The sequence below is a fragment of the Rhizobium sp. ERR 942 genome (assembly GCF_007828395.1).
Lineage (GTDB): Bacteria > Pseudomonadota > Alphaproteobacteria > Rhizobiales > Rhizobiaceae > Rhizobium > Rhizobium dioscoreae.
The window spans coordinates 35,124-60,045 of sequence record NZ_VIUA01000007.1 but is presented as its reverse complement, the minus strand read 5'-3'; the positions used below and the strand labels follow the sequence as shown (position 1 = coordinate 60,045).

The window sequence follows — 24,922 nt, the reverse complement described above, 5'->3', positions numbered from 1 at the left end:
CATAGGCTCCTGTTCGTCATTAGCCCGGCAACCAAACAGGACTGCTTCATGAACGACCGTTCTCCTCGCCTTCTTCTTTCCCGGCGTCGTCTGCTGACCGCCACCTCTGCGCTGGCATTTGCCGCCTTGGTCGCAACAGCGAATGTAACCCCGGCATTGGCTGAGGACGGCGCGCATGATGGCGGAGATGTCGTCTTCCTGATCGATTCGCTGGGCGACACCTGGATTCCCAACAACAGCGCGATCTCCAGCTTTCAGGGCCATATCTGGGGCCATGTCACCGACAAGCTTCTTTATGTCGATGCCGACGGCAAGGTAAGCCCGTGGATCGCCGAGCGCTGGGAGCAGAATGACAATGCGACGGAATTCACCCTGCATCTGAAGACCGGCGTGACCTTCTCCGACGGGAGCCCGCTCGATGCAGCAGCCGTCGTTGCCAATCTCGACATCTGGTATGCCGGACGCAAGAGCGAGGGCATCAACCCGATCGGCCTGTTCCCCAAGACCTATGATCATGCCGAAGCCGTCGATGCGACGACCGTGAAGGTTTTCTTCAAGAAGCCGACCCTCGGCTTCATCCCGACACTCGGCTATCACGGCTCTATCCTCATCTCCCCGAAGACCATCGCCTCGCCGGCAAGCGCCCAAGCGGACCTGAGCAGGACCTCCGGCAGCGGCCCCTATGTCGTGGAGTCCTGGAAGGAAGGCGACTACGTCAAGCTTGCCAAGCGAAAGGATTACAACTGGGGTCCTGCCGCGGTCGGCCAGACCGGTCCCGCCCATCTCGATACGATCACCTACAAGCTCGTCTCGGAACCGTCGCTGCGCGTCGCGGCCGTCCAGTCCGGGCAGGCCGACGTTGCCTATAACGCATCGCCGCAGGAGCTCGAGTCTCTCAAGTCGGAAGGCCTCACGGTAGCGACGCCTCGCTATCTCGGCTTCGTCAACGGCTGGGCGATCAACACCAAGCTTGCGCCCTATGACGACGTGAGGGTTCGCCAAGCACTTCAGGCTGGCATCAATCGCCAGGAGATCATCGACACGGTCTATACGCCCGACTGGAAGCTTGCGACGTCGTTCATCCAGAGCAACGTTCCGGGTGCGACCGACCAGAGCCCGCTGCTTGCCTACAATCCTGAAAAGGCAGAGAAGCTTCTCGACGAGGCAGGCTGGAAGAAGGGAACGGACGGCATTCGCGTCAAGGATGGCAAGCCGCTGTCGCTGACGTTGAATTCCAACCCCTACCTCGCGACATCGAAATCGATCGACGAACTGATTGCCCAGCAGCTCGGCAAGATCGGCTGGAAGGTCGATATCCGTGCCTATGACGTCGTCACCTTCGGGCAGAAGGTAAAGTATGGCGGCGCGGGCGTACCGGCATATGAGGTGACGCGCTCCTTCATCGACGCCGGCACCGTCGCCAGCATCCTGACGAATGCCAACAATGGCGAGAACTGGTTTGCGCTCGACGAGAGCGACAAGACCCTCAACGACTTGCGCGACAAGATCGCCGGCGCCGGCTCCATCGAAGCCCGCAAACCGCTGCTCGATGAGTTGCAGAGATACGTCCTCGACCAGGGTTATTTCATTCCGCGGACACAGATCGTCCAGCGCATCTATGTGCAGTCGCCTAAGCTCAAGGGAGCGGTCTACAACGGCGTCGCCTATGCCAGCTACTACACCGCCACGAAAAGCGAATAGTCCGGCCGTTCAACAGACACAGAGGTGATGGGCATGAGAAAAGCCTATTTCGTGTATGCCGGAAAGCGGCTCCTGCAAGCGATCGTCGTGATCCTGTTGTCTTATGTCTTCACCTTTGTCGTCGTCAGCATCCTGCCCGGCGATCCGATTACCAACGTCCTGAACAACCCGCAGAACGGCTTCACCCCGGATGAGATCAAGGAGATCATCGCCGCGCAGGGATTGGACAAGCCGGTCCCCGTGCAGCTCTGGAACGCCTTTTCCGGCTTCGTGACTGGCGATCTTGGTCTGTCGATGCGAACTAACCGGCCGGTGGCAACGCTGATTGCGGAGGTTCTGCCGTCGACACTCGTGCTTGCCTCGGCGGGGCTCGCGGTTGCGCTGTTCCTGGCGGCAATCATCGCCTACGGCACGCAATTTCTGCCCCGGCGGCTTGGCCAGGGACTGCTCCGCGGCTTCCCGTCGCTGTTCCTGTCGGTTCCGAACTTCGTGATCGGCCTGGTGCTGATCCATCTCTTCGGCTTTCAGCTCGGCGTCTTTCGCGTCATCCAGCCCGACAGTTTCTGGGCAACGCTTTTCGCGGCGATCGCCCTCGGCATTCCGATCTCGGCACAGATCGCCGAAGTCCTGATTGCCAATCTCGACCATGAATCCAGCCAGGATTATGCCGCCGTCGCACGTGGACGCGGGCTCGGCCAGATGCGTCTCTTCGTCATGCACCTGCTCAAGCCCTCATCGCTTCCGGTCATCACGGTCGTCGCTTTGACGATCGGCGAATTGCTCGGGGGCTCGCTGATAACCGAGACGGTGTTTGGCCGAAACGGGCTCGGCAGCCTGGTGCAGCGGTCGGTCAGCACGCAGGACCTGCCGGTCCTGCAAGCCGTCGTCTCGCTCGCCGCAGTGGTCTTCGTGGTCGTCAACCTGATCGCCGACCTTACCTATCCGCTGCTCGATCCGCGCGTCAAACTTCTCGGCGGGCAAGACCGCCGTCCGACGACCGCCGACGACAGCTCTCTCCCCATCTCCAAGGGGCTGACCCCATGACACTTGCCTCTGTTTCCTCCACCCCCCGCACGACCGCGCTCAGCCGTCTGACGGGCCTGCGCGTGCCGCCCGTCGTCATCCTTTCGTTTCTGGTCGTTGCTCTGGCGATCGGCTGGTCTTTGGCGCCCAGCCTGTTTACCCATTACGATCCGGTGAACGGCACTCCCGCTCAAAAGCTGCTCGGCCCAAGTGCGGCACACTGGTTCGGTACTGACCATCTCGGCCGCGACCTCTATACACGCGTCGTCTATGGCACGGCTTCTTCGGTGGCGAGCGCACTGATTGCAGTCGTCATCGGCGTCGTCGCCGGCGGAATTATCGGACTGCTGGCCGGCTTCTTCGGCGGCTGGGTGGACACGGTCTTTGCCCGGCTCGTCGATGTGTTGCTGGCCATCCCCAAATTCCTGCTGGCGGTCATCGTCGTCACCGCAATCGGTTTCGACACGACCAATGCGGCAATCGCGACCGGCATCTCAGCCGTTGCGCTGTTTGCCCGGGTGATGCGCTCCGAAGTCATCAAGACCCGACAGGCCACATTCGTCGAATCGTCCTTCCTCCTCGGTGGCTCGCGCTGGCACATTCTGTGGCGTCACGTGCTTCCGAACGCATCGCGATCGGTGCTGCCGCTTGCCGTCCTGCAGTTTGGCGATTCCATCCTGGTGATCGCCAGCCTCGCCTTCCTTGGCTACGGCGATCCGCCGCCGGCCTCCGACTGGGGTCTGCTGATCTCGGTCGGCAAGGATTACCTCAAATGGCCCTGGCTGGTTTATGCCCCGGCCCTCGTCACGATCGCAACCGTCCTCTCTGTAAACAGGATCAGCCGATGGCTCCGCAAGACAGACTGACCATGCTTTCAAACCGCCCATCGACCCCGCTGCTGCGGGCCGGAGGATTGTCGGTCGCCTACAGTACCCATAGGGTCGTCAGCAATGTCGGCTTCGAGCTTGGACGCGGCAAAGGTCTCGCGCTGATCGGCGAATCCGGATCGGGAAAATCGACCATCGCCCGCGCCGTCCTGCGACTGCTTCCCGCAGCGGGACATGCCACGGGCCGCCTCGAATTCGAGGGCCAGGAGCTTCTGGGGCTTCCGGAGCGCCGCTTCCGTCCATTCAGGGGACGCAGGATCGGTTTCGTGCCGCAGGACCCCGGCAACTCCTTGAACCCGGTCCGCACCATCGGCGCGCAGGCGATGGAAGCGGCCGCACTGCTCGACGAAACGGACAAGGTGCTTCGCAAGGCACTCGTTCTTGAGACATTCGCACAGGTCGGGCTCGACAATCCCCAGCGCGTCTACGACTCCTATCCGCATCAACTTTCCGGCGGCATGCTCCAGCGCGTGCTGATCGGGCTCGCCGTTCTGCCGCGGCCGTCGCTGCTGGTCGCAGACGAGCCGACCTCCGCGCTCGATGTGACGATCCAAAAGCGGATTCTCGACCTGTTGTCGAAGTTGCAGGAGGAACTGCAGATCAGCCTTCTCCTGATCACCCACGACCTGGCGATCGCAGCCGAGCGCGCGGATTCCATCGTGGTCCTCAAGGACGGCATCGTCCAGGAGGCTGGCAGTACCGCTACGATATTCTCCGCGCCTTCCTCCTCTTACGCCAGAAAACTTCACGGCGACGTGCCGGCACTCAACCCGAACCGGTACCGGCCGTTGCGAGAGCCCGGTTTCCGGCATCTTGGCGCCCCGCGTGAAAGGACACCGAAGATCGAGGTCAGCGGCGTAACGAAGACCTTCACCGTCGACGGCAAGGTGCTGACCGCCGTCAACGACGTCTCGTTCGACGTTCAGGCGGGAACGACGCATGCGCTGGTCGGTGAATCCGGATCCGGAAAGACAACGGCGATCCGGCTTCTGCTCGGGCTTGAGCAGCCCGACGCCGGGAAGATCACTGTTGGCGGCGAACAGGTCAACGGTCGATCACCCGAACAGCTGCGCTCTGTCTGGCGGCACCTGCAGCTCGTCTACCAGAACCCCTTCACATCGCTTGATCCGACCTGGAACGTCGAGAGGCTCGTGCGCGAGCCGCTGGACCGCTTCAAGATCGGGACCCATCAGGAGCGGGCACTTGCGGTGCGCAGGGCGTTCGCAAACGTCGGGCTGGGAGAGCATCTCCTGTCCCGCAAGCCCGGCGCCTTGTCTGGCGGCCAGCGCCAGCGCGTCGCCATTGCCCGCTCGCTTGTCCTGAAACCTGACGTGATCGTGCTTGACGAGCCTACCTCCGCGCTCGACGTCAGCGTTCAGGCCGATATTGTCGAGGTACTGCTGTCGCTGCAGGTCAAGCTCGGCCTTACCTATATTTTCGTGTCGCATGATCTGGCGCTCGTGCGCCAGCTTGCCCACACGGTCTCGGTCATGCAGCGCGGACGCATCGTCGAGCATGGCACCGTGGGTGAGATCTTCGACACCCCCCGCCAGGCCTATACGCGCTCGCTGTTGGAATCGATCCCTTCGGGTGCCGCACGTTTCACACGCACCCAACCCCCGCAGCACCGGCCGATCTTCGACAAGGAAAAGATTGCATGACCGTCATCGCCCCCGCCGCGGCGCCGTCCGCGTCATTCCGTCCGAAGAAGCGGCTTGGCTTCAACACGCGCGTCTCGTTCAACGACGAGACCGGGCCTGCCCACGGCTTGCGGGAGGGCATCGAACTTTTCAAGGCGGCCGAACGTCTGGGCTACCAGTCGGGCTGGGCCTATCAGCGCCATTTCGACCATTATCTGTCCTCACCGCTCCCCTTCTTTGCCGCAGCCGGCCAACACACCAGCCATATCGTCCTCGGTTCGGCCGTCATTCCGATGCGCTATCAGGACCCCATCCTGCTGGCGGAAGCCGCAGGCACGACAGATCTCCTGATCGGCGGCCGGCTGGAACTGGCGATCTCGACCGGCTCCAACGCCGCCTTCGATGCCGTCTTCGGCACGGTCGATACCGATGCCCGGACGGAAGCCAAGCGCCGTCAGGCCCGTTTTCTTTCCGCGATCGCAGGCGAAGTTCTGCACACCATCACAGGACCCGGCCAGGGTGCCGCGGAGGGCAGCCAACTGAGGGTGACGCCGCATAGTCCGACCCTTCGCTCGCGCATCAGACAGGGCTCCGCCAGCCTTGGATCGGCGATACAAGCCGCCGAACTCGGCATCGGGCTGATAGCGGGAACCGTACAGCATGATCACGCCGAAGGTGAGAGCTTCGCAGATTATCAGGCGCGCTGCATCGAGGCTTTCCGAGCCACCTGGCGGAGGGAACGGACAAGCGAGCCGCCGCCTGTTGCTGTGGCAGCGTCAATCCTGGTCGGCACCACGCCGGACCTTCGCGAAAAATACGCCGCCTATGATCTCGAGCGTCGCACCCAAGGCATTGCGGCATCGCGGCCGAAGGGCGCGCTTGAGCCGAGCTCGCGGACCAATCAGCCGCCAGGAAGCCAGATCTCACCGGTCTTCCACGGCACGCCGGACCAGGTCATGGAAGCGGTGCTCAGTGATCCCGGCCATGCCGCGGCCGACGAAGTCGTCCTCTTTCTGCCGCCTGCCTTCGACCTTGCCGAGAACATCCGGCTGCTCACCGATCTTACTGAAACCGTCGCTCCAAGCCTCGGTTGGTCGCCCGACTGGTAAGGCCGCCGCCCGGCCAGATCTTCCGCGGAGCGATTAGGGAATATTTTCTATAGTTTCAATGGAAATAGAAAGACCTGTCTTCCTTACTTCTTAGCTGCCGCCTAACTTTTGTCCAACATTCGACAATCAGAGGAGCTCCCATGTCCGCGGAATTCATCAGCGTTAGCTTTCCCAACGCCTCGAACGATCTCAATCCCATCCCGGACGCTCCGGTGGATCCCAGCTATCTCGAGCGCTATGCACGCGCGCTCGATGACTACGGCTTCAACTATACGCTGATCCCCTACTCGTCCTCGTCCTTCGACCCATTCACCATTGGCGCCACCGTCCTTGCGCATACGAAGAACATCAAGATCATCGTCGCGCTCAGGCCCAATACCGTCTATCCGACAGTCGCGGCCAAATCGCTTGCCACACTTGACCAGTTGAGCGGCGGGCGCGTGGTTGTCCACTTCATAGCCGGCGGCAGCGATGACGAGCAGGCGCGCGAGGGCGACTTCCTCCACAAGGAGCAGCGCTACGAGCGGCAGGAGGAATATATCCGTATCCTGCGGCTTGCATGGAGCTCAACGGAGCCCTTTGATTTCGACGGCAAATACTACCAATTCAAGCAATTCCGCAGTGCCGTTCGCCCGACGCACGGACTGATCCCGATCTCGCTCGGCGGATCATCGGACGCCGCCTACCGCATTGGCGGCTCTCTCTGCGACATCTTCGGACTGTGGGGCGAGCCTCTGGCGGAAACCAAGCAGCAGATCGAGCGGATCTATGCCGAGGCGGCAAAGGCCGGTAGGACCGACCGGCCTCGAATCTGGGTGACCTTCCGTCCGATCGTCGCGGAGACCGACGAACTGGCTTGGGAAAAAGCTCACCGGGTCCTCGATCGCCTTAAGGAAAACCGGGAAAAGGGCCTTCATCGCGCGCCGCCCGCCGCCCCTCGCCCCGCCAATGTCGGATCGCAGCGGCTTCTCGACATTGCCGCACGCGGCGACGTCCATGATCGCGCCTTATGGTATCCGACGGTTACGGCGACCAATGCCTCCGGGGCAACCACCGCGCTTGTCGGATCGCCGCGCACGATCGCCGATTCGATCCTCGACTATATCGATCTCGGCGCCGACCTGATCTCTATCCGCGGCTACGACAACTTCAACGACGCCGTCGACTACGGCCGCTATATCCTGCCGCTGGTGCGTGAGGGCATACGCGAACGGGAAGAGGCAAAGAAGAAGGCCGCGGCTTGATGATCGCCCATGACACGCCTTTCGATCCAGGCCTGCTGAAGGCGACGACGCGTGCTCTTGCGGACGCTGCCCCGGAGGCGGACCGGACCGGGGACTTCCCATGGGTCGGTATCCGCGCGGTTCATCAAAGCGGCCTGCTCGAAAGCACCGTCGCGGCGAGATATGGTGGCGCCGGCGCAACCCTATACGAGGTCGCGACGATCCTTGCGGCGCTCGGCCGGGGTGATCCGTCGGTCGCGCTCATCAGCGCGATGACGATCTTCAACCATCTCGGCCAGGCAACAAAAAGCCATTGGCCGGAGGATCTCTATACGAGCCTGCTCGCACAGGCCAAGCAGCATCCGCTGCTTCTCAACGCCGCGCGTGTCGAGCCCGAGCTCGGCTCACCCGCCCGTGGCGGCCTGCCGGCGACGGTCGCTCGCCGTACCGCCACCGGCTGGTCGATCACCGGCCGCAAGCGCTTCGTCACCGGCGCGCACGGACTGACCCATTTCCTGGTCTGGGCACACACCGATGAAACACCCGCCCAGGTGGGAACATTCGTCGTTCCGAACAAGCTTCCGGGCATTCGCGTGATCGAGAACTGGAACAGCCTTGGCATGCGTGCCTCCGGCTCTCACGATGTCGAATATACCGATGTGGAAATCCCGCTGGAAAATGTCATCGATCTCGTCGATCCATCCGTTGCCCAGCAGGACAACCGTGCCCACGCAGCAATCACGTTGGCGCTGACCGCGCTCTATCTGGGGGTGGCCGAAGCGGCACAGGAGGCGTTCATCCGTTTTGCCCACGAGCGTGTTCCAACAAACCTCGGCCATCCGATCGCTCGTACCGAACGCTTCGTGACGCTTTCCGGTGAAATCGACCTTCTCGTCTCCGGTGCCCGGCAGATCATTTTCGATGCCCTGAAGGACAAGCAAGCCGAGGCCGAAAAGCACATACGGGCCCGGCTGCTTGCGGGCCGGCAGCTGCGCGACGCGGTACAGATCGCCGTGCGCGGCATTGGTAATCCCGGCCTCGGGAACGAACTGGGACTGGAACGCCATTTCCGGGACATTCAGTCGGTGCTCGTCCATGCGCCGCAGGAAGACACATCCATTTCCATTCTCGGGCGCGCCGCCTTCGAACGTTGGAAGAGCGAAAGGGACGCGCCATTGGCGCCTCCGGTCAGTCTCACCGTATTGAAGACGGCCTGATCATGACACGCTACATCATCATCGGTGCCGGCGCGGTCGGCGCGAGCCTTGCTGCCGAGTTCGAAACGCATGGCATTCCCTATGTGCTCGTTGGACGCGGCGCCCAGATTGCCCATATCGCCGCTCACGGTCTCTCGTATCGACGGGCGGGCGCACACAGTGTGCTCCGGCTCAAGACCGCCGACACAGCTTCGCCGCCAACGCTTCGCCCGGGTGATATTCTTGTCCTTGCGGTCAAGGCACAGGATGTCGAATCGGCCACGAAATTCTGGGCCTGGCGGCAGGTCGAGGGTAAAGGCTCTGCATCGGAACTGCCTCTCGTAACATTGCAAAACGGGCTCGCCGCGGAAGATATCGCGCTGCGGCGCTTCGATCGTGTCTATGCGGCCAGTATCCGCATTCCGGCGTGCTACACCGTCACCGGCGAGGTCGTCGTCGGAGGCGAGCCAAATGTCGGCATCGTCGCCCTTGGCCGCTATCCCGAAGGGCTCGACGACACGGCCGTGTCGATCGTCGCCGATCTTGCAAAGGCGGGCTACCTCGCCGAAGCGCGCCCCGACATCCGGCGATGGAAGGCAGCCAAGCTCGAACATAACGTTACCAATGCGGTCGAGCTTTTCGCAGGTTCTCCCGAGCTTCGCTCAGAGGCCGCAGCCAGGTTGGCCCAAGAGGCACGCGCCGTTCTCATTGCTGCCGGTTACGATCCGGCAGCCCCCTCGGAGTGGACGATCGACATCTCGTCCTGGCGCGTCGCGCCAGAGAGCGGCATCAAACCCGGCCAGCAATCGACCTGGCAAAGCTTCATTCGCGGCACCTCAAGCGAGGTCGATTACCTGAACGGCGAAATCGTCCGGCTAGGAAGAATTCACGGCGTCGCAGCACCTATCAACGCAGCCTTCCAGCGGGCAGCAGCGAGGCTTGCGATCGATGGCCATTCCCCAGGCACGCGAGATATTGGCGAATTCTATCCCGTCATTACCGAAAGGGCAGCACTGAGCGGGCCTGCGGCCCCGCAAACCGACAGAAAGGAAAGATATGGGAACCCCTAGGATCGCCGCGATATCTGGAAGCTTTAGTCGGCCTTCCAAAACCACAGCGCTCGTGCAGCATGTCGCCGGACGCGCAAGCGATCGCTACGGCTTTGATAGGGTGACTTACGACATGATTGATGTCGGGCCATCGCTCGGTACTTCTCTTCTGGCGCAAAGAACTCGATGACAAGGCACAGCATGTCATCGAGGAGATTGTCGACGCCGATATTTTGATCGTCGGTGCTCCAACCTATAAGGGTACATATCCTGGCCTGTTCAAGCATCTGATCGATCTCATCGCCCCCCATGAGCTCAAGTCGAAACCGATCCTCATCACGGCAACTGGCGGCGGCGATCGTCACGCGCTGATGGCGGAGCACCAGTTGCGCCCATTATTTGGATTTTTCATGCCTCGCGCTGCAGGACAGCGAAACCGGTCATAGCAAGGCTGTTCGCCCTCGGCGGACTGGGAGCCAAGCCCCCCGAAACCCTTCCGAAACGTCAGGGACAATTGAGCTTTTCTTGAGTTTTGAAACAGATGTTGCGATTTTACATCATGCGGTTCATGTGTTTCATATTTCGGCAGATCGCATCGTGTTTAATCAATCGGCTTGACGAGGGTTCGTCCGCACGTGCTTCCCGTGCATCCTAAGTCATTCTGCCATATGGTTTTTTCGCCATGATCTTTGTCTACCTACGGAGGTGATGGGTACGACGAAGGCACAAAATTGGGGCATAGGCTGATTTCCACGCGAAATCGCCACGCAAATTTTCAATGCGACAAGATCAATAAAGCGTTCTACATTTGCGTACAGCGTCGAAGAGCAAACTTCGGACGCGTCAACAAAGGGGAACGTCTCCATGAAAATGCGCATTCGTCATCTGCTGATCGGCGCGGTTGCAGCCGCCATATCCTTCGGTGCCGCTCAGGCGAAAGACCTCGTCGTGGCCACCGATACCGCCTTCGTGCCGTTCGAATTCAAACAAGGCGACAAATATGTAGGCTTCGATATCGACCTGTGGGATGCGGTCGCCAAGGATATCGGCGTGACCTACACGCTTCAGCCGATGGACTTCAACGGTATCATCCCTGCACTCCAGACCAAGCAGGTCGATGTTGGCCTCGCCGGCATCACCATCAAGGACGAGCGCAAGAAGGTCATCGATTTCTCCGACGGCTATTACGATAGCGGTTTCCTGCTGATGGTACCTGCAGACAGCAAAATTGTCGGCCCAGCCGACCTGAAAGGCAAGACGCTCGCAATCAAGACCGGCACCTCTGCCGCCGACTACGCCAAGGCGAACTTCAAGGACACGGAACTGCGCCAGTTCCCCAATGTCGACAACGCCTACATGGAACTTCAGACCGGTCGAGTGGACGCCGCCATGCACGATACGCCGAACGTGCTCTATTACATCAAAACCGCCGGCGGCGGAAAGGTAAAGGCCGTGGGCGAGCAGATGATGGCGCAGCAATATGGCATCGCCTTTCCGAAGGGCAGCGATCTCGTCACCAAGGTAAACGCCTCGCTTGCCAAGCTCAAGAAGGACGGCACCTACACGGCCATCTACAAGAAGTGGTTCGGCGCTGAGCCGAAGCTCTGATCGCCCGGTAGCCTCATGCGCGTCGGTTCCTCCGACGCGCAGTTCACGGGAGTATTCCAATGCAATTCGACTGGTCGGTGGTCATCGACGCACTGCCCGCCCTTCTCGGCGGCGCGCGCTTGACCGTTCTTATCGCCTTTGCGGGTCTTGTCGGCGGCATCGCCGTCGGCGCCGTCGCAGGTTTCATGCGCGCCTATGGCAACTGGCTGCTCAACGCCATCGCCTTCGTCTATGTGGAAATCATTCGCGGCACGCCCATCGTCGTGCAGGTGATGTTCATCTATTTCGCCTTGCCGATGCTGGCCGATATCCGCGTGAATCCCATGACGGCCGCCATCACCGCGATCATCGTCAATGCGGGCGCCTACATAGCGGAAATCGTTCGCGGTACCCTGCTTTCCGTCAGCAAAGGCCTCCAGGAAGCAGGCCTCGCGCTCGGCCTGCCGATGTGGAAGGTGCTGGCCTATGTCGTCGGGCCGATCGCCTTTCGCCGCATGATCCCGCCGCTCGGCAATCAATTCATCGTCAGCCTGAAGGATACGTCGCTTTTCATCGTCATCGGTGTCGGCGAATTGACGCGGCAGGGACAGGAGATCATGGCGGCCAATTTCCGTGCCGTGGAGATCTGGACCGCAGTCGCCATCCTTTACCTCATCCTGACCGGCGTCCTGACTTTCGCCCTCCGCTTCACCGAAAAGAGGATGCGCATCCTATGAGCATCGTGGAATTCAGAAACGTCACCAAGACCTTCGGTCCAATCACGGTGCTCAAGGATGTCAATCTCAACATCGAGGCTGGCGAGGTCGTGGTGCTGATCGGTCCGTCCGGCTCAGGCAAATCCACCCTTTTGCGCTGCATCAATGCGCTGGAGGAAATCGATGGCGGTGATCTCGTCGTCGATAATATCAGCGTGCGCGAGGGACGCTCGCGCGTGCGCCTCATCCGCCAGGAAGCGGGCATGGTGTTCCAGCAATTCAATCTCTTCCCGCAGATGACGGCACTGGAAAACGTTGCCTTCGGCCCTCGCCGCGTCCGCAGCCTCAGCAAAGCCGAAGCGACGGAACAAGCCAAAACACTGCTCGCGAAGGTGGGGCTGGCGGAGCGGGGCCACCACTACCCCTCGGAATTGTCCGGTGGACAGCAACAGCGCGTCGCCATTGCTCGTGCGCTCGCGGTCAAACCGAAGCTCATGTTGTTCGATGAGCCGACCTCGGCCCTCGATCCGGAATTGCGACAGGAAGTGCTCAAAGTGATGCAGTCACTCGCCGAAGAGGGCATGACGATGGTCGTCGTCACCCACGAGATCGCCTTTGCGCGGCAGGTGGGAACGCGGTTGATTTTCATGGAGGGCGGCAAGATCACTGTTGACGGCAACCCGGCTGCTCTTCTCGATAATCCCGAAAATCCCCGCCTTCGTGAGTTCCTCCAGCATGTCCATTAATATTTCCAATCAGCTTACATCAATCACCATGGAAGGTGACAGCCATGGCATTGGCAAGGCGCTCGGTCGCCAGGGCGCTGCCGCCGCGCATCATCATCTCGTTCGCACGCACGCCTGGGCGGTCGTAAGCTCCTTTTGCGATAGCGACCGTGTGCGCGTAGCGCTGTCCTTGACCGAAAAGCACTACCCACAACACCTGGAGGAGTTGCATGGCCTTGCCGAAGGGCTCGATCTTCCGTTTGAGAAGGTCTTCGCCTGGAACTGCCGAGGCGATATCTGGACGATGAGTCCGGACGGCTGTACGACCGTGCAGCTCCCGGGCATTCAACCGGTTGTCGCCCATAACGAGGATGGGGACCCGGGCTTGCGCGCCGGATGCGCGATGGCCACGGTGCGGCCCAAGCAGGGTCGCACTTTCTCGGCTTTCGTCTATCCCGCCTCCATTCCCGGCCACACATTCGCGATCAACGATGCTGGTCTTGTAGTGACCGTCAACAACATCCGTTCGCGACGGAGCGGTGACGGACTGCCCCGCATGGTCTTGACACGGGCGCTGCTCGACTGTGCGTCTCCGGAAGAAGCTATCGATTTGCTGCGGGCCATGCCGAGATCGGGCGCCTTCCACCTTACCCTTGCCTCCCCTGGCGCAAAGGACATTTTCAGCGTCGAATTCACCCACGAGGATGTATCGGTTGTGCGGCTGATGGCGCCCTCCAGCCATGCCAACCATCTGATCCACGACCGAATGGGGAAGGAAGAACAGGTGGTGACGGCTTCCTCCCAGTCACGACAACGACGCGGGGATGCGATGATCGCATTGGCCGGTGAAGCGGGCGTCGAACCCCTTGCCATTCTGCGCGACACGAACGAGGAGGCGTTGCCCATCTATCGCACGCAACCAGACGATCCCGATAACGAGAACACGCTGGCGACCGCACACTTTGCCATCGGGGCGGACAAGGTGGAATGCACCGTCTATGATGGCCCAGAATCGGTTCCGCGCTTTCGTTTTTCAAACGATGCGCTTTGTTTCGCGTGAGGGTTTTGAATGACGGGCAGCGACCTGCCAACCACTTTTGAGCGTCCGCAGACGCTGGAAGAACTGCGGGCGCTGACCGTCGGCATAAGGCGTGGGGAGACGAGCCTGTCTTTGGGCAGCAAAGCGCTCGATGTCTTATCGCGACTGGTCGACATACCAGAACAGGCAGCGGTACGGACCATTTCGGAACTGTCAGCGGCGCTTGGCGTCAACCCATCGACGCTCACCCGGCTGGCTCAGCGTCTGGGCTATGGTGGCTTCAACGATTTTCAGGGCATTTTTCGCGAAGCAATCACCGACGACGAGCGCTACTTCTACAGTCGTCAGGCAGGCCGGCTGATTTCCGCACCACAAGGCGATGGCGAAGAGCATGCGGTGCTCGAAAGGCTGGCAACGGAATCGAAAGCCAACATCGACGGCTTCCTTGCCCAACTCGACAACAGGCACCTGCGCGCCGCCGCGGCGCTGTTGGCCCATGCGCCCCGTATTCGCGTCTATGGAGTGCGGCAATTCCATGCCTTCGCAAGCTTCCTCACCTACGGACTGTCAATGCTGCGCGACGACATCGGCCTTCTTGACGCACCGCGACTCGGTGAAGCGGAAGGGATTGCGCAGCTTGCGGCCGGCGACGTGCTTGTCGTCGCCAGTTGCGCGCCCTATACGCGAAATGTAGCGGATGTCGCGACCATTGCCGCGCGTTACGGCATTCGTGTGATAGCTGTGACAGACACCCGGTCGTCACCGCTTGTCGCGCCTTCCGAACATGCTTTTTTCGTGCCGCATGCCAGCAGCTTCTTCAGCAACAGCATGGGTGCCTATGTCGTTTTCTGCGAGGGCCTGCTCAACCTCGTTGCGCGCATTCTGGGCGAAAGCGCCGTCAGCGCCCTTGCGAGGCGTGAAGCGCTGATCAAGGACCTGCGGATCGAAGCGGATAACCCATGACGGCGATCCGGCTCATATCTTCCGACGCGGAATAGATGTCGCATAGGTGTTCAGGGCTTTAAGATGCTGATCTACGCGCTTCAACTCCTCAAGGCCCGCAGACTCGTCCCGCGCTGCCAGCAACCCACATAGGACTTCCGAGATAGCGAGCGCCGGCGTCAACGTGTGAAAGAAGGTCTGGCTTTCGGTCGGACAGAGAATGAGGTCGTCGGCGATGGAAACCAGCGGAGAAACCTCGCTGTCGGTGATCGCAACGATTCCCATTCCCTTGCCGCGGGCGGTTTCCGCCAGTTCAAGCGTCACGCGGGCATAAGGATTGATTGAGATTACGAGCAGAACGTCCTGCGCGCCGGCGCGAATGAGCCCGTCGCCGCCCGTTCCAGCCGGACCATCGAGATGCACGGTTTTTTCGCCGAGCAAGTTCATGACATAGTGGAAATGCCATACCACGGAGTTGCAGGAGCGGAGCCCGAGAACATAGATCCGGCGTGCTTCGTGCAGCCGAGTTGCGGCCGAACCGAGCCGTTCCAGCGAATGGGGCTCGCAAAGGCTGGCAATCTGTGCCGAAAGCCCGCTGAGCATCCGTTCCGCCAAGCCTTCTTTGGCTTCACCGCTCCGATGCCCTCCTTTTAGAGCCGCGCGAGCGGCAAAGCCCTCGCCACCGCCACGGATAACCTCGGCATAATGCATGCGAATGTCGTCATAACCGGACAAACCCAGGAACTTCGCAAGCCTAGTCATAGTCGAGGGCTGCACACCGGCGTTCCGCGCAAGTTGCCGCATGGAGACGAGCGCCACTTCCTGTGGATGCTCGATGATGTGACGAGCCGCCTGTTGCAATTGCGGCGACATACCGTCGAAGCGTTCGACAATATGCGAACGCAGAGAATCGTTCTGCAACACTTGGTTCATGCCGTGCCTCACTGTTTCAATCATGCTGTTCCCGAGACCTGCACGCAAGTCAATATTTTACAGCGCGCCACTTCGCTCCGCACCGAATTGTCGAGAGAAGATACAATCGTCTCGTTTCGCATAATATAAAACAATCGTTGCACTCGTCGTTTAAATCTGCAATCTGGCTCGTGACGACATTCTCTCCGTCACCGCGAACAGCGCGCAGCCAGGACACACCGATGACCAAAATTCTCCACCGCTCCATCGCATCCGATCTGCCACACGCCGTTGCTGGAGAGGGGGTCTACATTATTGACAGCGAAGGCCGCCATTATCTGGACGGTTCGGGCGGTGCCGCCGTCAGCTGCCTCGGCCACAATCACCCCGAAGTGCTGGAAGCTATGAGGGAGCAAATGGGCCGCATCAGCTATGCCCATACATCCTTCTTCACCACGGATGCAGCCGAAGAGCTTGCCGAGAAACTTGTGGTGCTGACGCCTGAGGGCCTCGATTACGTTTATCTGGTTTCGGGCGGCTCGGAAGCCGTGGAGGCTGCGCTTAAGATGGCCCGCCAGTACTTCGTGGAGATCGGTCAGCCGCAGCGGCGCCATATCATCGCACGCCGGCAGAGCTATCACGGCAATACGATCGGTGCGCTGGCCGCAGGTGGCAACGCATGGCGACGCGCGCAATTCCAGCCCATTCTGCCAGAGACGCACCATATCTCGCCCTGCTACGCATATCGCGATAAGTTGCCGCAAGAAACGCCGGAAGCTTACGCAACCCGTCTGGCAGCGGAGCTGGAAGCCAAAATCCTGGAACTTGGGCCCGATCAGGTCATGACTTTCATCGCCGAACCCGTCGTCGGCGCCACGCTTGGTGCGGTCGGTCCGATCGCTGATTATTTCAAGAAGATTAGGCACATCTGCGACAAATACGGCGTCCTCCTGATCCTCGACGAGGTCATGTGCGGCATGGGGCGTACGGGAACGATTTTCGCGTTGGAGCAGGAAGGTATCGTGCCCGATCTCGTCACCATCGCTAAAGGTCTGGGCGGCGGTTTCCAACCGATCGGCGCAGTGATGCTGTCACGCAGGATCTATAAGGCTTTCGCTGAAGGTTCGGGGCTTTTTCAGCATGGTCATACCTATATCGGCCATCCGATGGCTGCTGCTGCCGCCAACAAAGTCGTCGAAATCCTCACACGGCCCGGCCTGATGGAAAATGTCGCTGTGATGGGTGAGCGCCTTCAGGCCGGGCTCGAAGCCCGTCTCGGCGGCTCGCCCTATGTGGGAGATATTCGTGGACGCGGATTGTTTCGCGGAGTCGAGCTCGTAGCGGAGAGGGACAGCAAGACGCCCTTCGACCCTGCGCGTAAGATCCATGCCCGGATCAAGAAGGAAGCCATGCAGAGAGGTCTGATGTGCTATCCCATGGGTGGCACGATCGATGGCCGCTACGGGGACCATGTCCTGCTCGCTCCTGCCTACATCATCCGCGAGGACGAGATTGATATGATCGCCGACCGGCTGACCGACGCTATTCACGCCGCCGTAACGGCCTGATCTCCGGAGCCCTCGTGATGACAACATCCCCCTGCCCGCCCCTTTCAGACGACAAATGGCCGAACGAAATCACCGACATGCTGCCGGGCTTCGCGGGCGCACTGAACGTCTACCGCACCATGGCGCATCATCCAGCGCTCCTCAAAGCCTGGGCTCCGCTGCGCCAGCACATCGTCAAGGATAACGTCCTTGGTCCAATCCGCTCCGAAGTCGTGATCCTGCGTGCTGCTCACCGGATGGGCTCTGCCTATGAATGGGCGCACCATGTCAGTCGCGCCCGCGCGCTCGGAATGTCCGATGCGCGTATCCGTACACTACGAGGCACGCCGGAGGGAGAGGACGGTCTTATTACTCAGGCCGTCGATGCACTGTTCGATCTGCGTCGCCTGCCGCCCGATCTGGAAAAAGGGCTTTCGGCCCTGCTGGGAAAGCAAGGGGTGTTCGACCTCATTGCCACAGTCGGCTTCTATACAGTGCTTGGCTATGTGCTGATGACCTATGACACTCCGATCGATGAGGCTGTTGCCGGAGAGCTAGCTGAAAAACCATTATCTTAGATCAGGTGATGTGGGGTGCTCCGTCAGAAGCAGATTTTGACTGCCTCATTATACCGATCTCTTGCCCGTTGTACCCTGTGGTCTTTTAGATCGCCAGAACAGAAGTGCTCGGACTGAATGCTCTTGAAAGAATACGAACGCCGGAATAATCACAGGCAACTTTCTAAGGTCATGGGGCAATCTCGTTTTGACCTTACACTCGAAGCTGATGACGAAGGCGCCGACCGCCAAGGGTCAGTTGCGCATAACCCCGCGGCTGTCATAGCTCGTCCACGCTTGAGCACACCGGTGCAAGAGGAAGTCGGCTGCCTCATGCCGGCTGCCAACATTATTTGCTATCCTCGACGGAAGCCGTAAAGTCGGCAAGATCCTTGTTGAAACGCGCCGCTTCTTCGAGGAAAGGCGCATGGCCGGAATTGTCATAGATCTTCGACTCGATCTGGCCGTTCAGAGACTTTGCACGTGCGATGCTCGCCTCGGGCCGCACCAAGTCGTCTTTGCCGCCATAGATCAATAGAACAGGCACTTTTGCCTTGGGGAGGCCTTTTTCTGCCTTAACCGTCATCAAGGGGACCGTGCGGGTCATCACCCACGACGCCATCGCGGCGTTTGAAAGCAGACGTTCAAATGTTGCCCGGTCCGGCTGCGTCTGAAAGCAGAGGGCAAGAAAGGTGCGCACGGTGTCGAGATGTGTTCGCAGATCCTCAGACCTCAGCCCTGCATAGACCTCCGGATGCGGTGTGATGAGGTCCGGCTTGAGCTCAATAACACCGTCGACATAAACGACACCACCGATCCCGGCGTCGCCATGAGCGGCGAGATAGTTTGAGAGAACTACGCCACCCAGAGACCAGCCGACGAGGACGGGTTTCTTGGCTTTGCTCTGCTTCAGTACCGCAGCGAGATCGTCTGCCCAACGACCGCCATCCTTGTAGGCGTCCGCGCTATCCGGCTTCCCCGAACGGCCATGACCCCTGAGATCGTATGTGATGATCCGAAATTTCTGCAGGTCGGGACTGGACGTTTGCTTATCCCAGTTGATGCGACTGCCGAGCAGACCATGGATGAACACGATTGGCCAACCCTGCGGATTTCCGGTTTCCTCGACAGCGATCACCACGCCATCGGATGAATTGACGGTGTATTCCTTGCCGGCAGCCGCAGCTGCGGACGCGGTCGCCACGAGTAAGACGACGGCGAACATGCTTTTCATCGCCCTCGTAAGAGAATTTCCGGTCATCGATTTTACCTTTGTTTGGTGGATCGTGTAATATTTAGCGATCACTACAAACTAGCGACTTGACCTCCCCCGTCAAGCAGTATTTAGTGATCACTATGGATAAGGAAAGCAGAAAGCGGCGTGGCGGACCGCGCACATTCAACCGTGAACAGGCGGTCGACATCGCTATGCGGCTGTTCTGGCAACACGGTTATGAAGGTGTTTCGCTCAACGACTTGACGGCCGCGATCGGCGTCGCGCCGCCGAGTCTCTATGCTGCGTTCGGCAGCAAAGCCCAGCTATATCGTGAGACCTTGGATCATTATTCCACAGTGTCGGGCGCGATGAACCTTGGTTTGGCGTCAACGCTTGATGAAACGGTGGCAGCGATATTGCGTCAAGCCGCCGACGCCGTAACCGATCCCGCCGGAGAAAGAGGATGCATGGTCTCGAGCGGCATGCTGCAGTGTGCCGAAGAACACGCCTCTCTCGCGCGGGTTTTGTCCGACCGCCGAGACGCTATGCGGGAAGCTATTGCTGACGCATTGGGACGCTGGCTCGATCCGGCCCGATCCCGCTCCCTCGCTCGCTTTCTGGTGGCCGTGCTTCAGGGCATGTCCGTCCAGGCTCGAGACGGGGCGACGCGTGCGGAACTCGAAGAGGTCATTAAAGAAGCTTTGCAGGTCTCTCAAGCACGCTAGGCCATGTTGACAAAGTGGGGCACGATACATGGAAACGGCTGGTCCGTTGCCGCGCGGATTTTTGCTGCAAGGGTGATGAAGCGTGAATGCTCTCCGGCAGAATGAGCAAGCAGCTAATGGTTGCTTGAACTCTGAGCATCCCGCTCTTGAAGGGGTACGGATCGGCGACTCTTTGATTGCAGAGTGCTTTCTCCAAAACTCGCTTATTTAAGGCCGCTTACCTTAGTCTGGCACTTATTTAAGTGAGGTTGCGCTTGCTTAAAGAGCGATCAAAAATCCTACTCTGGCCATGTCATTGTGATGGAATGCATCACTTCACAGTCCGCCAGCCACGATGCCGCCAGAAGGAAACACGATCAAATTGGGGTGGCGTTCGTCATAAAGTAAGATCATGGACAAAAAGCAAAACAATGCCTATCTTATCGCTAGGTAATACCTGGTAATACGAGGCTGCCATGGCTACTTCTCTCAAGATTGATGACGAGCTAAAGAACCGAGTTCAGAACCTCGCCAGCCAAAGACGGCGCTCGGCACACTGGATCATGCTCGAAGCCATTCAGCAGTATGTCGAACGTGAGGAAGCGCGCGAAAACTTCAAACAGGAGGCTTTGGCATCCTGGGCGGCCTATCAGGAGACCGGCCGACATCTTACCGGACAGGAGGTACGCACTTGGCTGGACACCTGGGGCACCGATGCGGAAGAGACGGTACCTGAGTGCCACGAGTGATCGTTACCGAAGGTGCGGCACAGGGTTTGGAGCGCTGCAGGCGATTTCTGGCGGCTAAGGCGCCGACTGCCGCAAGTCGGGCGGGCCGGGCTATCGAACGCCAGTTCCTGTTAGTGGAATCAACGCCTCTTATTGGCCGCCCGCTTCCGGACGACGCGCAATTGCGTGAACTGGTGATTCCCTTTGGGGACTCCGGCTACGTCGCGCTTTACCGACATGAGCCTGATGGCGATATCGTGTTTGTCCTCGCTTTCCGACATCAGAAAGAGGCTGGCTACTGACACCACTACCCGTATAGCTCTGCGTGTCGAAATAGATTTCAGAACACGGCACTACCAGGCATCTTCTCCGAGCGTGACGGTCCTTTTGTCACCGCCCAGGATTTGAAGACACCATCGAGTTCCAACCTCAGATCATAATGAAGTCGCGTGGCATCATGTTTTTGGATAACGAACCGCCGGCGATTCGACGGTTTAACACGCGTTTTCCCACTCGGTTCGCTGGTCTTCTTGAAGTCGCGCTTGGCGCGGTATTTCGAAAGAATGTTGGTCATGCTCAGCGGCTCCATACACGCAGCGCACCGGCATCCGCGAGACTGCGCCTGACGGTGACAGCTTTGCTCGACGTAATATCCGCCGAGACCTCGATCTCGCCTGCGAGTCGTGCGTCACGGCGAACGCCGTCGTCGTGCGAGGCATCTCCTCCCGAGGGTGATGAACCCGAGGTGTTTTCGCTGCTCGAGGATTGAACGAAAATGTCCGGCCTCGAAATTCCATGCTGCTGAACCAGATGTTCGATGGCAAGATCTGCGGCCTGCCGTGTTTGGAACGTGGCGCTTATCGTCATGGTGCTGTTATCCGCCATTGGTATCTCCTTCTGGTAGGTTCACAGCAAGACAACGCTTTTTTACCTTTGTAGTTTCCCTATGGATTCTTGCATACGGTGTTTATCGAGCAGTAAGCGCTGCCGGCGTGGCTTCTGGCCGAGCAAAGACGTGGGCAAACCTGTTTGATTAACCCGAATTGTCGATAAGACAGAGCTCGCGCGAGGAGGGCTGAGCAACCTCGGCCCCGCGGTTGACCGTCTACGTGAGCTTTCCCTTGCCGTTTACCGACGAACCGGAGCGGTCCTCGTTCTGCCTTCCGGTCCTGCTGATGAATGCAGCCGCGCGCATTCCTGAGTTCGCAGCTGATCGAGAAGAAGCGGTTCCGAGGTCTAGGCCATTGCTGGCGCCAATCATGCTGCTTCTCCGTCAATCCGGGGTCCCGCCCGCGATTTTTTGAGAAAAGCCTCAAGATCAGCGAACACACCGACCAAGCCACGACCTGATGATACCCTATCGATCATGCCGCATTTGGATTTCTTCGAGAAACCGTTGGATTGCATGATCACTGCTTCTTTAAATGGTCACGCAGGCTTGCGACGTCCGCGGGCTTCACCGCCGGTGCGGCATTGCCCCAGCTATTGCGAACATAGGTCAGGACGCTTGCAACCTGTTCGTCGGACATGTTCCAGTCGAAGGCGGGCATGGCGGGGGACGTACTGACGGCATCGGTGCTACCGGCTCGACTTCCGGCGAGGACCACATGGATCAACGATGTCGCGTCGACGGCATTGACGAGCGGCGCATCGGCAAGTCTTGGGAACAGTTTTGGTATCCCCTCGCCCGCCGGCGTATGACAGCCGGAACAACGATCTGCATAAAGAGCCGCTCCCGCCTTCATGGCAGGCTCGGATTGCGCGATGGCGGCAGATGCCGCGGTTGACGTCTCCCCGCTGTCCTTGAGGTAGGTGGCGATCGCCGCGAGATCGGAATCGCTGATCTTGGATGTGGACTTGGTAACGACTTCCGCCATCGGTCCGGACGCCAGATCAAACCGGTTCGCGCCCTTCTTGAGGTAGGCAACGATATCGTTCACGCTCCAACCGCCGATGCCTATATGCTGATCGGTGGTGATATTGGGAGCATTCCATCCCTGTATGACAAACCCTTGCAACGCCTCGCTGTCCTTGTCGCCTCCGAGCGCATTCTTTGGCGTATGGCATGTACCGCAATGCCCAGGCCCCTCCACGAGATAGGCTCCGCGATTCCATTGCTCGCTCTTGTTTGTGTCCGGTTTGAAAACACCTGCGGTGAAGTTCAGGGCGTTCCAGCCGAATAGCGACCAGCGCTGATTATAAGGGAACGGCAGCTGGTTGACCTCGACCTGATTTTTAACCGGCTGCAATGTCTGCAAATAGGCGAAAATCGCTGCGTTGTCCTCCGCGGTCATTTTGGTGTAGGCGGGATATGGCATGGCCGCATAAAGATGATAACCGCCCCTGCCAATCCCTTCGGACATGACGCGCTGGAAGTCTTCCTTCGTGTATTTGCCAATGCCGGTTTCACGGTCGGGCGTAATATTCGGCGTGATCAGATCGCCGAAGGGTGTTTCGATGCTCAGACCGCCGGCGAAGGGCTGCCCTCCTGGAGCGGTGTGGCAGGCAGCGCAATCGCTTAGAATGGAGAGATAGCGGCCCCGGTCGACCACGTTGAACTCCGCGTCGCCCAGCGATTGCGACATGGCAAGTGACGATAAGCCCCCAACTGCTGCTGCCGTCAATCCGAGCCGGAATTTCCAAAGGGCCTTCGTCATGCGCGCACCATGGGGCCTGGATCTTTAAGATAGATGTTCCTGATTGCATCGGCAGCCTTGAAAGCAAGGGCGGCCGCGGTGCCGGTCGGATTGTAGCCGGGATTCTGCGGGAAGGCGGAAGCGCCGACGACAAACAGGTTCGGCACATCCCAGCTTTGCAGATATTTGTTGACGCAGCTGTTGGTGGGGTTTTCACCCATGATAAAGCCACCAACCACATGCGACGACTGATAGGGAACCGTATTCCAATGACCTTTCATCGGGTTCTCCACGATCTGGCGTGGCCCCATGTGCCTGGCGATGTCGGCAACCTTCGACGTGCAATATTGCGCCATGCGAAGGTCGTTTTCGGGAAAATCGAAGGTGATGCGCAAAAGCGGCCGCCCGAAACGATCGGTATAGGACGGGTCCAGTGAGAGATAATTGTTCCTGATCGCATAGCTCGAGGCCTCGCAGCCGATCGACATGGCCGAGAGGTAATTCTTCACCGTTGCCTTCTTCCATTCCTTGCCCCAGGTGGGCGTTCCCGGCGGCACGGGCCGATAGCTGATCGGAGCAGCGCCGATCGGCGTGACACGGATCGACCCGCCACCGAAGAAGCCGAGCCCGCTGTGATCAAAATTGTCGTTGTTGAACTCATCGATCCCCATGCCGACCGCGCCGCCGCCGATAAAGGGATTGAAGTTCTTGTCATCGAAGAAGAGCTGCACGCCGTTCGCGGTCTGATAACAATAATTGCGGCCAGTTGTGCCTTCTCCGGTTGACGGATCGTAGGGTTTACCGATCCCGGACAGCAGCATCAGACGCACGTTCTCGAAGGTAAAGGCGCCGACAACGACAAGATCCGCCGGCTGCTCCCATTCCTGGCCGGAGGTATCGGCGAAGAGAACGCCAGTCGCCTTTTTTCCGGTCGAGTCGGTCAGCACTTTCAAGACTTCGGAATTCGTCCTCGCCATAAAATTCTTCCGGCGAACAAGAGCCGGAAGAATGTTCACGATAGGACTGGCCTTGGAATAGTTGGCGCAGCCGTAATTGGTGCAGAATCCACAGAAGGTGCACGGCCCCATGGTTACGCCAAGAGGGTTGGTATAAGGCTCGGAAATCAGCGAGGATGGCACAGGAAAGGGACGATAGCCCATCTCCGCCGCGGCCCTGGCGAAGAGAACAGGCCCATAAGGCTGGCGAAGCGGCTTCGTTGGATATTCTTCCGAACGGGGCCCTTCGAACGGATTGCCCCCCTCTTGAATCTGACCGCGGAGATTGCCGGCCTTGCCGGAAGTCCCGACGATGCGATCGAAGGCCGTATAGAACGGCTCCATCTCATTCCAATCGGTCCCCCAGTCCTGTAAGGTCAATTCGTCCGGAATGGCTGTTGCACCGTAACGCTCCTGCAAATAGCTCTTCAGCCGGAACTCCTGCGGCTGAAAGCGGAAGGTGATGCCGGCCCAGTGATTGCCCGCGCCACCCGTCCCGTTTCCCGGATGGAAGGAACCCCAATTGCGCATCGGCAAGGCGGTTTCCGAAGGATTGTTGCGGACGGTCACCGTATTCTGGGCCGTACGCAGCATGAGCTCCTGCCGGTGGACGTAGCGGAGTTCGTCCGGAACGGACGCAATGCTGAAGTCGCGCGCCGTGTCGCGCCATGGTCCGCGCTCGATCGCGACAACGTCGAGGCCAGCGGCCGTCAGTTCGCTTGCTACAATGGCACCGGTCCAGCCAAGGCCGATGATGGCGACATCGGTGTGAGGCAGCTTCGTCGCCATC

Annotated in this window: 24 protein-coding genes and 1 pseudogene; 19 read left to right on the top strand and 6 right to left on the bottom strand. The window is 59.6% G+C overall.

The window, feature by feature from the left end; genetic code table 11:
* Positions 1-48: 48 nt before the first annotated feature.
* From FBZ97_RS26360 to FBZ97_RS26295, 14 genes and pseudogenes are all read left to right on the top strand, one after another.
* Positions 49-1,701 carry an ABC transporter substrate-binding protein gene (locus tag FBZ97_RS26360; RefSeq protein WP_113396175.1) on the top strand — a complete coding sequence of 551 codons (1,653 nt, stop codon included), beginning with the start codon at positions 49-51 and terminating at the stop codon, positions 1,699-1,701.
* 33 nt (positions 1,702-1,734) lie between these two features.
* The gene (locus FBZ97_RS26355; protein WP_113331855.1) at positions 1,735-2,745 is read left to right on the top strand and encodes an ABC transporter permease; all 1,011 of its coding nucleotides are present in this window, start codon (positions 1,735-1,737) and stop codon (positions 2,743-2,745) included.
* Positions 2,742-3,590 carry an ABC transporter permease gene (locus tag FBZ97_RS26350; RefSeq protein WP_145322860.1) on the top strand — a complete coding sequence of 283 codons (849 nt, stop codon included), beginning with the start codon at positions 2,742-2,744 and terminating at the stop codon, positions 3,588-3,590. Before FBZ97_RS26355 ends, FBZ97_RS26350 begins: the two co-directional genes overlap by 4 nt.
* A complete protein-coding gene (locus FBZ97_RS26345) occupies positions 3,569-5,272 on the top strand; it encodes an ABC transporter ATP-binding protein (protein WP_145322857.1) in 1,704 nt (567 codons plus the stop codon). The genes FBZ97_RS26350 and FBZ97_RS26345 overlap by 22 nt, the downstream gene beginning before the upstream one ends.
* The gene (locus tag FBZ97_RS26340) at positions 5,269-6,360 is read left to right on the top strand and encodes an LLM class flavin-dependent oxidoreductase (protein WP_145322855.1); all 1,092 of its coding nucleotides are present in this window, start codon (positions 5,269-5,271) and stop codon (positions 6,358-6,360) included. Before FBZ97_RS26345 ends, FBZ97_RS26340 begins: the two co-directional genes overlap by 4 nt.
* A 140-nt stretch (positions 6,361-6,500) precedes the next feature.
* Positions 6,501-7,604: an LLM class flavin-dependent oxidoreductase gene (locus FBZ97_RS26335; protein ID WP_145322853.1), complete on the top strand. Its 1,104-nt coding sequence runs from the start codon at positions 6,501-6,503 to the stop codon at positions 7,602-7,604.
* Positions 7,604-8,800, top strand: coding sequence for an acyl-CoA dehydrogenase family protein (locus FBZ97_RS26330; RefSeq protein WP_145323051.1), 1,197 nt, complete (start codon positions 7,604-7,606; stop codon positions 8,798-8,800). The genes FBZ97_RS26335 and FBZ97_RS26330 overlap by 1 nt, the downstream gene beginning before the upstream one ends.
* Positions 8,801-8,802: 2 nt before the next feature.
* Positions 8,803-9,849, top strand: coding sequence for a 2-dehydropantoate 2-reductase N-terminal domain-containing protein (locus FBZ97_RS26325; RefSeq protein ID WP_145322851.1), 1,047 nt, complete (start codon positions 8,803-8,805; stop codon positions 9,847-9,849).
* A pseudogene (locus FBZ97_RS26320) lies at positions 9,836-10,241 on the top strand (NAD(P)H-dependent oxidoreductase); the annotation flags it as partial. The gene FBZ97_RS26325 and the pseudogene FBZ97_RS26320, both read left to right, overlap by 14 nt.
* A 451-nt stretch (positions 10,242-10,692) precedes the next feature.
* Positions 10,693-11,436: a glutamine ABC transporter substrate-binding protein GlnH gene (gene glnH, locus FBZ97_RS26315; protein ID WP_113331661.1), complete on the top strand. Its 744-nt coding sequence runs from the start codon at positions 10,693-10,695 to the stop codon at positions 11,434-11,436.
* A gap of 59 nt (positions 11,437-11,495) precedes the next feature.
* Complete coding sequence (gene glnP, locus FBZ97_RS26310) at positions 11,496-12,152, top strand: glutamine ABC transporter permease GlnP (protein WP_113331660.1); 657 nt, start codon at positions 11,496-11,498, stop codon at positions 12,150-12,152.
* Entirely contained in the window at positions 12,149-12,877 is a 729-nt protein-coding gene (glnQ, locus tag FBZ97_RS26305) for a glutamine ABC transporter ATP-binding protein GlnQ (protein ID WP_113331659.1), read from the top strand. The genes glnP and glnQ overlap by 4 nt, the downstream gene beginning before the upstream one ends.
* Positions 12,867-13,916, top strand: a complete 1,050-nt coding sequence (locus FBZ97_RS26300) for a C45 family peptidase (protein ID WP_113331658.1) — start codon at positions 12,867-12,869, stop codon at positions 13,914-13,916. The genes glnQ and FBZ97_RS26300 overlap by 11 nt, the downstream gene beginning before the upstream one ends.
* Positions 13,917-13,925: 9 nt before the next feature.
* A complete protein-coding gene (locus FBZ97_RS26295) occupies positions 13,926-14,858 on the top strand; it encodes a MurR/RpiR family transcriptional regulator (RefSeq protein WP_145322849.1) in 933 nt (310 codons plus the stop codon).
* A gap of 12 nt (positions 14,859-14,870) precedes the next feature.
* Here FBZ97_RS26295 and FBZ97_RS26290 read toward each other — a convergent pair whose 3' ends face one another.
* Positions 14,871-15,770: a MurR/RpiR family transcriptional regulator gene (locus tag FBZ97_RS26290; RefSeq protein ID WP_197044219.1), complete on the bottom strand. Its 900-nt coding sequence runs from the start codon at positions 15,768-15,770 to the stop codon at positions 14,871-14,873.
* A 221-nt stretch (positions 15,771-15,991) separates the two neighbouring features.
* Between FBZ97_RS26290 and FBZ97_RS26285 the strand changes: the two genes are divergently transcribed.
* Both FBZ97_RS26285 and FBZ97_RS26280 read left to right on the top strand, forming a co-directional pair.
* On the top strand, positions 15,992-17,317 hold the full coding sequence (locus FBZ97_RS26285; protein ID WP_113331656.1) for an aspartate aminotransferase family protein: 1,326 nt from the start codon (positions 15,992-15,994) through the stop codon (positions 17,315-17,317).
* 17 nt (positions 17,318-17,334) lie between these two features.
* Entirely contained in the window at positions 17,335-17,874 is a 540-nt protein-coding gene (locus tag FBZ97_RS26280; RefSeq protein ID WP_113352295.1) for a carboxymuconolactone decarboxylase family protein, read from the top strand.
* Positions 17,875-18,202: 328 nt separating this feature from the next.
* Here FBZ97_RS26280 and FBZ97_RS26275 read toward each other — a convergent pair whose 3' ends face one another.
* Positions 18,203-19,087, bottom strand: a complete 885-nt coding sequence (locus FBZ97_RS26275; protein WP_246661854.1) for an alpha/beta hydrolase — start codon at positions 19,085-19,087, stop codon at positions 18,203-18,205.
* A 122-nt stretch (positions 19,088-19,209) separates the two neighbouring features.
* Between FBZ97_RS26275 and FBZ97_RS26270 the strand changes: the two genes are divergently transcribed.
* The 3 genes from FBZ97_RS26270 to FBZ97_RS26260 all read left to right on the top strand — a co-directional run bounded on the left by FBZ97_RS26270 (position 19,210) and on the right by FBZ97_RS26260 (position 20,803).
* Positions 19,210-19,794 (top strand): TetR/AcrR family transcriptional regulator, encoded by a 585-nt coding sequence (locus FBZ97_RS26270; RefSeq protein WP_145322845.1) that lies wholly within the window; start codon positions 19,210-19,212, stop codon positions 19,792-19,794.
* A 455-nt stretch (positions 19,795-20,249) separates the two neighbouring features.
* A complete protein-coding gene (locus FBZ97_RS26265; RefSeq protein WP_069614883.1) occupies positions 20,250-20,522 on the top strand; it encodes a CopG family ribbon-helix-helix protein in 273 nt (90 codons plus the stop codon).
* 26 nt (positions 20,523-20,548) lie between these two features.
* Positions 20,549-20,803 carry a type II toxin-antitoxin system RelE/ParE family toxin gene (locus FBZ97_RS26260; RefSeq protein WP_285772592.1) on the top strand — a complete coding sequence of 85 codons (255 nt, stop codon included), beginning with the start codon at positions 20,549-20,551 and terminating at the stop codon, positions 20,801-20,803.
* A 38-nt stretch (positions 20,804-20,841) separates the two neighbouring features.
* On the opposite strand, the gene FBZ97_RS26255 is transcribed toward FBZ97_RS26260, so the two are convergent.
* The 4 genes from FBZ97_RS26255 to FBZ97_RS26240 form a co-directional block, all read right to left on the bottom strand.
* Positions 20,842-21,075 (bottom strand): DNA polymerase ligase N-terminal domain-containing protein, encoded by a 234-nt coding sequence (locus FBZ97_RS26255; RefSeq protein ID WP_267904835.1) that lies wholly within the window; start codon positions 21,073-21,075, stop codon positions 20,842-20,844.
* 2 nt (positions 21,076-21,077) lie between these two features.
* Positions 21,078-21,386, bottom strand: coding sequence for a hypothetical protein (locus FBZ97_RS26250; protein WP_113396187.1), 309 nt, complete (start codon positions 21,384-21,386; stop codon positions 21,078-21,080).
* A gap of 524 nt (positions 21,387-21,910) precedes the next feature.
* Positions 21,911-23,158: a cytochrome c gene (locus tag FBZ97_RS26245; protein WP_113396188.1), complete on the bottom strand. Its 1,248-nt coding sequence runs from the start codon at positions 23,156-23,158 to the stop codon at positions 21,911-21,913.
* Positions 23,155-24,921, bottom strand: coding sequence for a GMC family oxidoreductase (locus tag FBZ97_RS26240; protein ID WP_113396312.1), 1,767 nt, complete (start codon positions 24,919-24,921; stop codon positions 23,155-23,157). The genes FBZ97_RS26245 and FBZ97_RS26240 overlap by 4 nt, the downstream gene beginning before the upstream one ends.
* Between the last annotated feature and the right edge of the window lies 1 nt (position 24,922).